The sequence below is a fragment of the Streptomyces sp. NRRL S-1813 genome (assembly GCF_000719605.1).
Taxonomy (GTDB): domain Bacteria; phylum Actinomycetota; class Actinomycetes; order Streptomycetales; family Streptomycetaceae; genus Streptomyces; species Streptomyces decoyicus.
Genome location: NZ_JOHB01000002.1, coordinates 312,454 through 324,657, shown reverse-complemented (window position 1 = coordinate 324,657; position 12,204 = coordinate 312,454). Strand labels below are relative to the sequence as shown.

The window sequence follows — 12,204 nt, the reverse complement described above, 5'->3', positions numbered from 1 at the left end:
CTAGCGCGCCGGAGCGCCGATGTACATCAGCAGGTCGTACAGGTCACCTGGGCAGTCGAAGAAGATCCGCTTCTGCATCTTGTACAGGGCCAGGTTCCACGCGCCCGGCTCGGTCTTGTCGGTGAGGAAGCAGATCACCGGCTCTGAGGGCCGCTCTTCGAAGTCCAGCTCCGCATAGCCCGGGCCCATTCCGCGCAGATCTCCGGAGTACGCCTCTGACAGCAGGTCCTCACCGGCTCCGTACAGAGAGAGGTCCTTCGCCAGGGCAGTGGTGGGGGTGAAGAGGTCCCCGGCGAACTCATGCATCAGCTGAGCAGCTGCGCCGTACGTGTGCGGCATGGGCAGGGCAGGTCGTCCCTGCCGGTGGGCACCATACCGTCGAGGAGCAGCTCACCGGTGCGCGCTTCGTCCAGGGCCCGCCGGGCGAGGTCGATCATGTCCGGGTGCACCGCCGAGTGCCCGGCACATCCGCCCGTGTCAGCTTTGATGATGCGCAGCGTCAGCACGGCCGACCTTTTCCGCGATCGGCTCTCTCCTCCACGTTCAGCGGTGTTCGCGCCCCGGCGCAACGGCCAAACGGGCCGGGACTCTGGGGCAACGCCGAGCGCCAGGTGTGAGCCGTGGAAAGGCGTTCCCTTCGCCGATGGCAGTGGCTGCCGGTTGCGGCGGCCAGGCAACCGGTCCGTCAGCGGCGCCGACGACACGAGTGATCGAGTCGGCGCAGCGCCGAGCGCAGTTCCGACTGTTCATCGGTGACCAGCCAGGCGTCAATCCGCACGGGGGGCGGCGCCGGGAGCGCCGTCAAAAGCGGTCCGCGGCTTCCCGTAGCGCAGCAGCAGGCCCGTCCGGCGCGAACCGGGGTGAATGCATCGCCCCACCCGGCCAAGGGGCGGCCGAGTGGGCGAGCTCGGGAACCGAAGGCGACGCCGAGTCGGGTCGGTCGAGGACCAGGCACGCACATCATGGTTTGCCGGGAGGCAGTATGCGCGGCCGGAGGCCGGCGCCCAGCACGCCTCCCTCGGGAAGCGGGGCAGTGGCGCACCGCGTCCGGGGCGACGGGCTCGGTGCCGAGCGCAACGACGGTCAGGCCGTGCGTGAGCAGGCTGATCTACAGGATCTGGGGCTGCCTCGCCGGCTCAGGGCAAGCCCATGACTTGTGAGCCGGGCACGATCAACATCATCGTCGCACTGCCTGTGCCGCTTTCCGACTCAGCGGCGTTCAACGCGGTCGCTACCGCCACCGAGGCCAAGGTCCAGGCGCTGCTCGATGCGGGGTACGACTGCTCGCGCACGCCGACCGATGCCGTGTGCATCGCCGCTCGTACCGCAGGGCCGGGAGACGAGGTTGGGACGCCAACTCGGTTACGCCCCCCTACCGCCCACCGTCTCCGGGAACGCATCGCTGCGGTCGCCCCCGTGGGCCAGCCGGCCGCCGGATGGGCCGTCGCGGGGGCCGTTCGGCCCCTGCATTCCTCGGCGATGCGCGTGATGCTGGACGCGAGGCACCGCCTACAGCTCAGCCGTGCTCCCGGCCTGCCCAGCATGGTCACTGGGAGAGAGTCACTGGGAGAGAGGAGCCCCGCTGGCTGTCACACCGGTGCACCGCAGGTCACCGCCGCGATCGCGGGGCCTTATGGAGGAGCGTCACATGGGACTTCTGATCCTTGTCCTGATCATCGCCGTCGTCCTGGCAGTGATAATTCTGGCCATGGCCATCAAGGTGGTCAGGCAGTACGAGAGAGGGGTCCTGTTCCGGTTCGGCAAACTCGTCGGCACACGTGACCCGGGATTGCGGTTGATCATCCCGTTCGTCGACGCGCTGCACCGGGTCTCGCTGCGTATCGTCACACAGCCGATCCAGTCTCAGGGCATCATCACCCAGGACAACGTCAGCGTCGATGTCTCGGCCGTCGCCTACTTCAGGGTCGTCGACGCGGTCAAATCGGTGATCGCCATCGAGAACGTCGACACGGCTATCAACCAGATTGCGCAGACCACGCTCCGCAAGGTCGTCGGCAAGCACTCACTGGACGAAACCCTCTCGGAGACCGACCGCATCAACCTCGACATCCGCGAGATTCTCGACGGCACGACCACTGAATGGGGCGTCGAGGTCACCCTGGTGGAGCTGAAGGACATCCAGTTGCCGGAGACCATGAAGCGGGCCATGGCCCGGCAGGCCGAGGCGGAGCGGGAGAAGCGAGCCAAGGTCATCAGCGCACAGGGCGAGTCGCTCGCCGCAGCTGCGCTCGGCGATGCTTCGGACACGATGATGCAGCACCCGCTGGCTCTGCAACTGCGCAATCTTCAGAGCCTGGTGGAGATCGGCGTGGACAAGAACTCCACCGTCGTCTTCCCGGCCCCGCTCATGAGCACCATCGGCGAACTCGGCTCCTTCCTCGCCAGGGAAAAGGGGGCGGCCGAGGCAGCCGAGCCCACCGCCGTACCCGCCGACCTCATCAAGAAACTCCCCAGCACGGCACCGAACGGGACAGGCAGCATCGGATGACCGTTCCCCGGCGAGCCGCAAGCCGGGAGCTGAACTCACCAGGAAGTCGCGTGAACGTGCGGCTGCCCCCGCGGGGGTAGCGGGATCAAAGCCCATGCGCATGGCGATCGGTATCCAGGTACACGACAGCGGACCGCACAGCTCCACGGCGCGACCAAACCCCCGGGTTCGGCAGAGTGCCCGGTATCGGAGCCACCGAACACCCGATCCTGCACCACCAACAGCACCCCACCGCCTGGGAGGACTTCGGCGTTCCCGCGCCCGCCCGAGGTGGAGCGGTCACCCTCGACCTCCGCGACCACCTCGCCGCCTACTGCCGGCCCTCGCCGGTCAGGACCCGGTCGCGGCCGTGGAGCCCGGCCGAGGGCGCCGCCTCCTGACCATCTTCGGGCGCCGGGGACGGCGGCATGAGCGGGGCGGTACTGGCCCGGGGGATCAGGTGCGTGGGCAGGACGATGTGCCGTTCCCGGTCGGCGTCCGGCGTCTCGATGAGCGCACGGGCCAGCTCGCCGGCGGCACGGCCGATCGCAGTGGGCGACTGCGCGATCGTGGACAACCCGGCCCAGCGGGCGATGTCGTGGTCGTCAAAGCCGAGCACGGACAGCCGCTCAGGGACGTCGAAGCCGCTTTTGCGCAGGGTCCACAGGACCGCGACAGCGAGCTCGTCCTGCTCGACGAAGAGCGCGGTGGGCGGATGTCGCAGGCTGAGCAACTTGCCGACCGCCTCCACTACCGTGCGGTCCTGGCCCAGGACGGCGCCGACCACCAGCTCGTCGTCCAGAGGGATGCCCGCCTCGGTGAGCGCCTGCCGGTAGCCGGTCAGCCGTTCATTGGAACTGAAGCTGAACCCGCTGGCCCCGATCGCCCGTAGGAAGGCGACCCGGCGGTGTCCGAGGTTGAGCAGATGCCGGGTCCCGCCGCACGCCCCGGCCGCATCGTCGACGTACACGCTCGGCCGGTCCTCGGCGTGTTGGCTGACATATATGACCGGCATCTGCAGATCGTCCAGACGGGCGCTCTCCTCCTCGGTGAGGTCGAAGGAGAACACCAGCAGCGCATCGGCGTTCCGCCGTGCGGGAAGGCGCTCGAAGAAGTCGGTCCGCTCGGCCATGTCGGGTACGTAATAGACCACCAGCTCCAGGCCCGCCGCGCGCAGCGCCAGCCCGAGCCCTTCCAGCGCCGAGCCGACGAACCAGGACTTGAGTATCGGGACCAGCACGGCCACCACCCCGGTCTTGCCGGTGACCAGGCTGGCCGCCTGCCGCGAGATGGCGAAGTTCAGGTCGCGGGCCGCGCGCTCGACCCTGTCCCGGACCTCGGCCGAGACGGAGGCGTAGCCGCGCAGGGTGCGCGAGACGGTGGAGGCGGAGACGCCGGCGCGTTCGGCGACATCGGCCATCGTGGGATGCCGTTGAGCTGGTGACATGCACGGACGGTAGCACGGTGAGCACGAGTTCCAGGCCATGGATGACAGCGCTGTCACTGGTGCGGCCGTCGCTCGATATCAGGCTTTTTCCTACATAGAGGCTGCACAGTACAGCTGAATGGCCGGCGCATTACCTGCACGTAACGCATTGACTTCCCTTGAGGGCGCTCTTAGCTTGAAAGCGCTGTCAGTCGATGCCGCCAGTAGTCGCCCGGAGTGATCCTCCAGTGCGTTGACCTGGGCATTCTCTTACCCGTGATCGAGACAGCGCAGTCAGGAACGTTTACACACCCCTGTCCATGCCATCCGGCGGCCGCTGCCGGGAAGGGATGAGCTCCCGCATGACCACAGTGAGTTTTGAGAAGGTCACCCGGTGCTATCCGGGTGCCGACCGGCCCGCGGTCGACGCACTCCATCTGGACATCGCCGACGGCGAGTTCCTGGTCCTGGTCGGCCCGTCCGGGTGCGGCAAGTCCACGAGCCTGCGCATGCTGGCCGGTCTGGAGGACGTGGACGACGGTGTGATCCGCATCGGAGACCGGGATGTGACCTCCCTGCCGCCCAAGGACCGGGACATCGCCATGGTGTTCCAGAACTACGCGCTCTACCCGCATATGAGCGTCGCCGACAACATGGGGTTCGCCCTGAAGGTCGCCGGCACTCCGAAGGACGAGATCCGCCGCCGGGTGCAGGAAGCGGCCAGGATCCTCGACCTGGAGCCTTACCTCCAGCGCAGGCCGAAGGCGCTCTCCGGCGGGCAGCGGCAGCGGGTCGCGATGGGCCGCGCCATCGTGCGGGAACCGCAGGTGTTCCTGATGGACGAGCCGCTGTCCAACCTGGACGCCAAGCTGCGCACCCAGACCCGGACCCAGATCGCCGCCCTCCAGCGCCGGCTGGGCGTCACCACCGTCTACGTCACGCACGACCAGGTCGAGGCGATGACCATGGGCGACCGCGTCGCCGTGCTGAAGGACGGAACGCTCCAGCAGTGCGCCGCCCCGCGCACCCTCTACGACGAGCCCGCCAATGTGTTCGTGGCCTCGTTCATCGGCTCGCCGACCATGAACCTCAAGGAGACCCGGATAGCCGACGACGGCGTTCAACTCGGCGGCGGCCGGATGCAGTTGCCCCGCCGCGTGCTCACCGCGGTCGCGGCCGAGGGCAGCGACCGCGTCGTGGTGGGCTTCCGGCCCGAGGCGCTGGAGACCGTCGCGCCGGGCGAGCCGGGCCTTGAGATGGCGGTGTCGATGGTGGAGGAACTCGGCGCCGAGGCGTACGCCCACGGAACTCTCCAGGGCGACAACGACAGCGGCAGGGACATCGACAGCATCACCACCGGCACCGGGGCCGACGTCGTCGCCAGGGTCGACCCACGGACCCCACCGCGGAAGGGCGAACAGATCACCCTGCGCCTCCGGCCCAACGGCGCGTACTTCTTCTCGGCCGCAACCGGCGAGCGGTTTCCCAGCGAGTGACCGGCCACCGCCCCGGTTCGCACCACCAGGAGAGACAGTGAAGATCAGAACCATCAGAGCGCTGCACAGCGCGGGCGCGGCCTTCGCGGGGCTCGCCGCCCTCGCCGCCTGCGGCCCGAACGGGGCCGCCAAGGCCGGCAGCCGGCCCACGCTCGAGGGGCGCGGCCCCATCACCTATGTCGCCGGCAAGGACGCCTCCGGGTCCGTCCAGGCGGTACTCGACCGCTGGAACAAGCGGCACCCCAAGGAGAAGGTCACCTTCGTCCAGCTGCCCACGGACCCCGACGCCCAGCGCCAGCAGATGATCCAGAACGCGCAGACGAAGTCCGATGCCTATACGGTACTGGCGCTCGATGCCGTGTGGACCTCGGAGTTCGCCGCGCACCGCTGGATCGACCGGCTGCCCGAAGCGCAGTTCCCGCTGCGGCAGATGCTCAAGCCGATCGTCGAGACCGGGAAGTACCGCGGTGGGCTGTACGCCCTGCCGATGAGCTCGGACGGCGGCATGCTCTACTACCGCACCGACCTGCTCAAGAAAGCCGGTATCGCAAAACCGCCGGCCACCTGGGCGGAAATGAAGGCGGACTGCGCCAAGGTGAAGAAGCTGCCCGAGGCACGGGGGATGTCCTGTTACGCCGGGCAGTTCCAGAAGTACGAGGGCCTGACCGTCAACTTTGCCGAGGCCGTGAACTCCGCGGGTGGTGTCGTCACCGACGCCAAGGGCACACCGCACCTGGACACCCCGCAGGCGAAGCGGGGCCTGGACTTCCTGGCCAAGTCCTTCAAGGACGGCACCATCCCGAAGGACGCCGTCACCTACCAGGAGGAGGACGGTCGCCGCGTCTTCCAGAACGGGAAGCTGGTCTTCCTGCGGAACTGGCCCTACGCCTACCCTCTGATGGCCAAGAAGGACGGCTCCAGCAAGGTCGCGGACCGGTTCCGTGCCGCGCCGCTGCCCGGCCTGAACGGCCCCGGCGCCTCCAGCCTGGGCGGCCACAACGCCGCCCTGTCGGCGTCGGCGGAGCACAAGGCGACCGCAATCGACTTCATGAAGTTCCTCGCCAGCCAGGAAATCCAGCGCTTCACCCTGTCCCGCGCACCGGGCGCGCCGACCTATCACGCGCTCTACAAGGACCCGAAGCTGGCCAAGCAGTATCCGTACCTCCCCACCCTCAGGCAGTCGATCCTGCACGCCGTACCGCGGCCACGGGTCTTCCGGTACGGCGATGTCACTGCCGCGATCCAGCAGCAGGCCTACGCGGCCCTGACCGGCAGCACGAGCAGCGCCCAGGCCCTCAAGGACCTTCAGCAGACCCTCCGGCAGCAGTCTGCAGGGGAGTGAGGAGCACCATGACGACAACGCAGAACCCGGCCGCGCCACGCGCGCTGTCCATACCGGCGAAGCCCCCACGGCGCCGGCCGCGGGCCACCTCCGGATCAGCCCGGCTCGCGGCCCTACTGGTCTCCCCGACGCTGCTGGTGCTGACGATCGTGGTCCTCTACCCGACGATCGTGGCGCTGAAGGACTCGCTCTACGGCACCCCCGGCCTCAACCCGAAGACCGGATTCGTCAACGAGACCGACCCGTTCGTCGGGTTGCAGAATTTCGGCGCGATCTTCGGTGCGGCCGGCGCCCGCTTCTGGAACGCCTTCTGGAACACCACGTTCCTGACCGTCACCACGGTCGTGCTGGAGACGGTCATCGGCATAGCCATGGCACTGATCATGCACCGCGCCTTCCAGGGACGGGCTCTGGTGCGGGCCAGCATCCTGGTGCCGTGGGCCATCCCCACCGCGGTGAGCGGTCTGCTCTGGCGCTGGATCTTCAACAGCAACGGCGTGGCCAACGCCCTTACCGGGCAGCACATTCTGTGGACCACCGAGGGCTTCCACGCCAAGCTCGCGGTCATCATCGCTGACGTGTGGAAGACCGCACCGTTCATCGGTCTGCTCGTCCTGGCGGGCCTGCAGGTGATCAGCAAAGAGGTGTACGAGGCCGCCAGGATCGACGGGGCGGGCGCGCTGCGCCAGTTCTGGAACATCACCCTGCCGCTGGTGAAGCCCGCACTACTGGTGGCCGTCCTGTTCCGGACGCTCGATGCGCTGCGGATGTTCGACCTGCCGTACATCCTCATCGGCGCGCAGAAGACCTCGGTAGAGACGCTGTCCATGCTCGCCCAGGACCAGGCGGCGAACGTGCGCTTCGGTCCTGCTGCGGCCTATGCGGTGATCCTCTTCGTCTATGTCTTCCTGATCGCGCTGGCCTTCGTCCGGCTGCTGGGCGCCGATGTCGTCGGTGACGACGGCTCGGCTCCCCGGCGCCGCCGGTGGCGCTCGCGCCGTCGCACGGAGGTGGCGGCATGACGCTCTCCCCGAAACTGCGCAAGTGGCTGCTGTACGCGGGAGTCGCCGCGGTCGTCGCCTACTGCCTGGCACCGTTCTACTGGATGCTGGTGTCCAGCCTGCGACGGACCTCCGACATCTTCGCCAACTCGCCCTTTCCCACCCGCCTTTCGTTCGAGAACTACCTCGCGGTCCTCGACCCGTCCGAATCCTTCACCAGGGCGCTGCTCAACAGCATCGTGGTGGCCGGCGTCACCACCGCCGTGGCGCTGGTGCTGGCCACCTTCACCGCCTACGCCATGGCCCGGCTGGAGTTCCGGCTCAAGCGGCTGGTGCTCACCCTGATCATCGCCACCTCCATGTTCCCCGTGGTGTCGATCGTGGTCCCGCTGCTGAAGATGTTCGTCGACTTCGGCTGGATCAACAGCTATCAGGCAATGATCGTGCCCAGCATGTCCTTCACGCTGCCGCTCGCGGTGTGGAACCTGACCGCGTTCTTCCGGCAGATGCCCCAGGAACTGGAGCACGCCGCCATGGTCGACGGCTGCACCCGCGGCCAGGCCTTCCGCAAGATCATCATCCCGCTGGCCGCACCGGGCATGTTCACCACCGCGATCATCACCTTCATCGCGGCCTGGAACGAATTCCTCATCGCCCTGACGATGACGAACAAGGCGGAGATGCAGACCGCTCCCGTGGCCATCTCCAAATTCTCCGGAGCGAGCCAGTTCGAGACCCCGTTCGGCAGCCAGATGGCGGCGGGCGTACTCGTCACCATCCCGCTCGTGATCATGGTGCTGCTCTTCCAGCGCCGGATCGTCGCCGGCCTCACCGCCGGTGCGGCGAAGTAGTCCCGCCCACCGCACACCGATATCCCCAGAGCACCGAGGAGCACTCAGCAGTATGCCCAGCAACCCCGCACCGTGGTGGCGCAGCGCCGTCATCTACCAGGTCTACGTCCGCAGCTTCGCCGACGGGAACGGTGACGGAGTCGGTGACATCGCCGGCATCCGCTCCCGGCTGCCCTATCTGAAGTCGCTCGGGATCGACGCCATCTGGATCAACCCGTGGTACAAGTCGCCGATGGCCGACCACGGTTACGACGTGGCGGACTACCGCGAGATCGACCCGCTCTTCGGCACCCTGGCCGACGCCGAGGCGCTGATCGAGGAGGCGCACCAGCACGGCATCCGCGTCATCCCCGACATCGTGCCCAACCACACCTCCGACCAGCACGCCTGGTTCAAGGCGGCGCTGGCTGCTGGGCCCGGCAGCCCGGAGAGGGCGCGCTACCACTTCCGCGACGGGCGCGGGCCCGACGGGGCCGAGCCGCCCAACAACTGGCAGTCCGTCTTCGGCGGTCCGGCCTGGACACGGCTGCCCGACGGGCAGTGGTACCTGCATCTGTTCGCCCCCGAGCAGCCGGACCTCAACTGGGCACACGCCGAGGTCCAGGCAGAGTTCGAGGATGTGCTGCGGTTCTGGTTCAGCCGCGGCGTCGACGGCTTCCGTATCGATGTGGCACACGGTCTGGTCAAGGACCCCGGACTGCCCGACCTGCCGACCCGCAGCGGACCGGGCGCCCCGGGGGCCGGCGAGCAGGCGGACCACCCGTACTGGAACCGCGACGAAGTGCACGCCATCTACCGCGCATGGCGCCGGGTGGCCGACGAGTTCCCCGGCGAGCGGTCGTTCGTCGCCGAAGCCTGGGCCGACACCCCCGACCGGCTCGCTGCCTACGTACGGCCGGAGGGACTGCACACCGCCTTCAACTTCGACTTTTTGATGACGAGTTGGGACGCCACCGCGTTGCGTGAGGTCATCGACCGCTCGCTCGGCACGCTCGGCTCCGTCGGCGCCCCCGCCACCTGGGTGCTCTCCAACCACGACGTAGTACGCCACCCCAGCCGCTTCGGCCGCACGGTGGCCAAGAAGTGGGTCGCCAACAAGCCCTACCGGCCCGAAGGCCCCCTCGACCTCGAACTCGGTGTCCGGCGGGCCCGCGCAGCCGCCCTGCTGATGCTTTCCCTCCCCGGCGGCGCCTACGTCTACCAGGGCGAGGAGCTGGGGCTGGCGGAGGTCGAAGACCTCCCCGAGGAAGTGCTGCAGGACCCCATCTGGGAACGCTCCGGCCACACCGACGCCGGACGTGACGGCTGCCGAGTGCCGATCCCGTGGTCCGGGCACAGCGCGCCGTACGGCTTCAGCCCCACGGGCGCCAGCGGCGAGCCCTGGCTGCCGCAGCCCGCGCACTGGAAGGACCTCAGCGTCGCGGCGCAAACCGGAGACCCGGCCTCGATGCTGGAGCTCTACCGGCGCGCCCTGCACCTGCGTCGGGACCACCCCGCACTTGGCGAGGGCGACCTGACCTGGCTCGACGCCCCGGCCGGTGTGCTCGCCTACCGCCGCGAGCCGGGCTTCGGCTGCATCGTCAACCTCTCATCGGAGCCGTACGAGCTGCCCACGCACGATGCGGTGCTGCTGGCGAGCGGCACGGTCGAGAACGGCCGGCTGGCCCCGGACCACGCGGTGTGGCTCGCGATGTAGCGGGCCGACGCCCTCTTCCAACGGCATTCGCCCCGCGGCGGGAGCCGGAATATGGCAGACCGGGATCGACGGGGCGGGGCCGGCGGCGGGAGCAGTAGACGCCGCTGCCGGCGGCCGCCCCGCCGTTGCCCCGGCACACCCTCACCGGCTCCACCGAGCCTGTGCATTCGGTGGCGTTCGCCCCCGATGGCCTGCCGAGGGCTCCCACCCGGTGCGAGTCAGTGCGGCCCGCCGTGGTGGCACCATCGCAGCATCAGGGACGCCAACACACACTGTTCACCGGCCACTTCCGGCAATCGGGGTCCCCGGCTCAGCACTCCGTGATCAGCTCATGAGTTGCCCGCAGAAGCCGCCGACGGCGGTGCCTGCAAAGCCGCCGCCGCGGCCTCCCCTTGCTCGGCCCGAGGCGGCGGGGCAGTGGACCCGCGGGGGACGAGGTGGGTGGGCAGCACCACATGCGGGGTGGGGTCGCTGCTCGGGTCCGCGAGGATGGACGAGACGAGCTCGGCGGCGATATGTCCCGTGCGCCAGGGTGACTGGGCAACGGTCGACAGGTTGAGGGCTTCGGCGAGCGAGTGGTCGTCGAAGCCGAGGACGGACATCCGACCGGGCACATCGATGCCGCAGGAACGCAGGATGCTGAGCACCTCAAAGGCCATCTCGTCGGTTTCCACGAAGACGGCGGTGGGCATTTGCGGCAGGCTCAGCAGGGAGCCGACCCCCTCGCGGATGCCCTGACGGCTGTATTCGGTACTCATCACAAGAGCGTCGTCATAAGGCAATCCGGCCTCTTCGAGCGCCTGGCGGTAGCCGGCCAGCCGGTCGTGCGCGCTCCAGGAGAAGGATTCCACGACGGCCGACTGCATGTGGGCGATGCGCCGGTGCCCGAGGTTGAGCAGATGTTGTATGCCTTTGTGGGCACCCTCAGCGTCATCGATGTAGACGCTGGCCCGCCCGGCCGTGTGCTGACTGACGAACACAACCGGGACACCAAGGTCATCGAGCCGCTCCCGCTCCTCCGCGGTGAGGATGAAGGAGATGACCATCAAGGCGTCGGCATTTCGCCGGGCCGGGAGCCGGTCGAAGAACGCTGCCCGCTCCGACTTGTTGTTGACGACATAGACCAGCAAGTCCAATTCAGCCTCGCCCAGCACTTCCGCCATGGCGGTGAGAGCAGTGCCGAGAAACCAGGGAGCCCGCTGGAGGCCGGGCATCAGGACCGCGACCCGACGCGTCTTGCCCGTCACGAGGCTCGACGCGCTGCGGGAGAGGGAGAACGACAGTTCCTTGGCCGCCCGTTCCACGCGGCTGCGCGCTTCCGGAGACACCGTCGCCACCCCGCGGAGAGCCCGCGAGACCGTCGAGACGGAGACCCCGGCCTCACGCGCGACGTCCGCCATCGTGGCCTGACGCTGCTCTCCCACCATGGTCCAAAAACTAGCACGCCCCCACCTGCCGAAGGGCCGCAAGTGCTGCTCAGGGGCCTCCCGCCCCGCGCGGCGAGTCCGGCCCGCGAATGATCCCGATCGGTGACACAAGGGGAGAGCCTGCTCACTCGCGGCGATCGAGCAGGGGTAGTGGGTTTGCCGACATCGCACAGCAGCTGTGATAGCGCTGTCTTGTGCTGACCTCCAGCAGCTCCATCGGCCAAAGTTTCTTATGGCGAAGAGAATGCAGGGTAGACGCTCTGACCTGCATAAATGTGCCCAGGTATCTGGTCGAGCGCCACTGGAAAAAGTTTTGGCAGCGTTGTCTTGACTTGCTTCACATCCGGTCGCAATCTGGATGTGAAGAAGACCGAAGTGCACCTCTGAAAACGTTGACAGCAATCGCTGTCACCACCAGAGAAGAGGCGAGGCCCGCAGCCGCAACGGCCTACCGTCCAAACCCGCATCCAACGACTA

At 68.1% G+C, this 12,204-nt stretch carries 10 protein-coding genes and 1 pseudogene; 7 read left to right on the top strand and 4 right to left on the bottom strand.

Features of this window, described 5'->3' with window-relative positions:
- Window positions 1-306, bottom strand: a complete 306-nt coding sequence (locus IF67_RS44140; protein WP_199812687.1) for a fructose 1,6-bisphosphatase — start codon at window positions 304-306, stop codon at window positions 1-3.
- A complete protein-coding gene (locus IF67_RS45680) occupies window positions 306-506 on the bottom strand; it encodes a fructose 1,6-bisphosphatase (RefSeq protein WP_199812686.1) in 201 nt (66 codons plus the stop codon). Before IF67_RS45680 ends, IF67_RS44140 begins: the two co-directional genes overlap by 1 nt.
- 652 nt (window positions 507-1,158) lie before the next feature.
- Between IF67_RS45680 and IF67_RS41160 the strand changes: the two are divergent.
- Window positions 1,159-1,338 (top strand): annotated as a pseudogene (locus tag IF67_RS41160) (adenosylcobinamide amidohydrolase); the annotation flags it as partial.
- Between the two features lie 310 nt (window positions 1,339-1,648).
- Entirely contained in the window at window positions 1,649-2,509 is an 861-nt protein-coding gene (locus tag IF67_RS0106130) for a slipin family protein (protein WP_030982911.1), read from the top strand.
- A 310-nt stretch (window positions 2,510-2,819) separates the two neighbouring features.
- Here the strand turns inward: IF67_RS0106130 and IF67_RS0106125 are convergent, their stop codons facing one another.
- A complete protein-coding gene (locus IF67_RS0106125; RefSeq protein ID WP_324608870.1) occupies window positions 2,820-3,935 on the bottom strand; it encodes a LacI family DNA-binding transcriptional regulator in 1,116 nt (371 codons plus the stop codon).
- A gap of 341 nt (window positions 3,936-4,276) precedes the next feature.
- Between IF67_RS0106125 and IF67_RS0106120 the strand changes: the two genes are divergently transcribed.
- From IF67_RS0106120 to IF67_RS0106100, 5 genes are read left to right on the top strand one after another with little or no spacing between them, the layout of a single operon-like run.
- Complete coding sequence (locus IF67_RS0106120; protein WP_030982907.1) at window positions 4,277-5,410, top strand: ABC transporter ATP-binding protein; 1,134 nt, start codon at window positions 4,277-4,279, stop codon at window positions 5,408-5,410.
- A gap of 37 nt (window positions 5,411-5,447) precedes the next feature.
- Window positions 5,448-6,752 carry an ABC transporter substrate-binding protein gene (locus IF67_RS0106115; RefSeq protein ID WP_051817639.1) on the top strand — a complete coding sequence of 435 codons (1,305 nt, stop codon included), beginning with the start codon at window positions 5,448-5,450 and terminating at the stop codon, window positions 6,750-6,752.
- Window positions 6,753-6,760: 8 nt separating this feature from the next.
- Window positions 6,761-7,774, top strand: coding sequence for a carbohydrate ABC transporter permease (locus tag IF67_RS0106110; RefSeq protein ID WP_030982903.1), 1,014 nt, complete (start codon window positions 6,761-6,763; stop codon window positions 7,772-7,774).
- Window positions 7,771-8,604 (top strand): carbohydrate ABC transporter permease, encoded by an 834-nt coding sequence (locus tag IF67_RS0106105; RefSeq protein ID WP_030982901.1) that lies wholly within the window; start codon window positions 7,771-7,773, stop codon window positions 8,602-8,604. Before IF67_RS0106110 ends, IF67_RS0106105 begins: the two co-directional genes overlap by 4 nt.
- Window positions 8,605-8,656: 52 nt before the next feature.
- Window positions 8,657-10,300 carry a glycoside hydrolase family 13 protein gene (locus IF67_RS0106100; protein WP_030982900.1) on the top strand — a complete coding sequence of 548 codons (1,644 nt, stop codon included), beginning with the start codon at window positions 8,657-8,659 and terminating at the stop codon, window positions 10,298-10,300.
- Between the two features lie 329 nt (window positions 10,301-10,629).
- Here the strand turns inward: IF67_RS0106100 and IF67_RS0106095 are convergent, their stop codons facing one another.
- The gene (locus tag IF67_RS0106095; RefSeq protein WP_234340989.1) at window positions 10,630-11,727 is read right to left on the bottom strand and encodes a LacI family DNA-binding transcriptional regulator; all 1,098 of its coding nucleotides are present in this window, start codon (window positions 11,725-11,727) and stop codon (window positions 10,630-10,632) included.
- Window positions 11,728-12,204: the final 477 nt, after the last annotated feature.

What these genes read in the sequence shown, in the direction of transcription:
- IF67_RS44140 (WP_199812687.1), bottom strand. Translation starts at nt 306, where the DNA reads ATGCATGAGTTCGCCGGGGACCTCTTCACCCCCACCACTGCCCTGGCG.
- IF67_RS0106130 (WP_030982911.1), top strand. Translation starts at nt 1,649, where the DNA reads ATGGGACTTCTGATCCTTGTCCTGATCATCGCCGTCGTCCTGGCAGTG.
- IF67_RS0106125 (WP_324608870.1), bottom strand. Translation starts at nt 3,935, where the DNA reads ATGTCACCAGCTCAACGGCATCCCACGATGGCCGATGTCGCCGAACGC.
- IF67_RS0106120 (WP_030982907.1), top strand. Translation starts at nt 4,277, where the DNA reads ATGACCACAGTGAGTTTTGAGAAGGTCACCCGGTGCTATCCGGGTGCC.
- IF67_RS0106110 (WP_030982903.1), top strand. Translation starts at nt 6,761, where the DNA reads ATGACGACAACGCAGAACCCGGCCGCGCCACGCGCGCTGTCCATACCG.
- IF67_RS0106105 (WP_030982901.1), top strand. Translation starts at nt 7,771, where the DNA reads ATGACGCTCTCCCCGAAACTGCGCAAGTGGCTGCTGTACGCGGGAGTC.
- IF67_RS0106100 (WP_030982900.1), top strand. Translation starts at nt 8,657, where the DNA reads ATGCCCAGCAACCCCGCACCGTGGTGGCGCAGCGCCGTCATCTACCAG.
- IF67_RS0106095 (WP_234340989.1), bottom strand. Translation starts at nt 11,727, where the DNA reads ATGGTGGGAGAGCAGCGTCAGGCCACGATGGCGGACGTCGCGCGTGAG.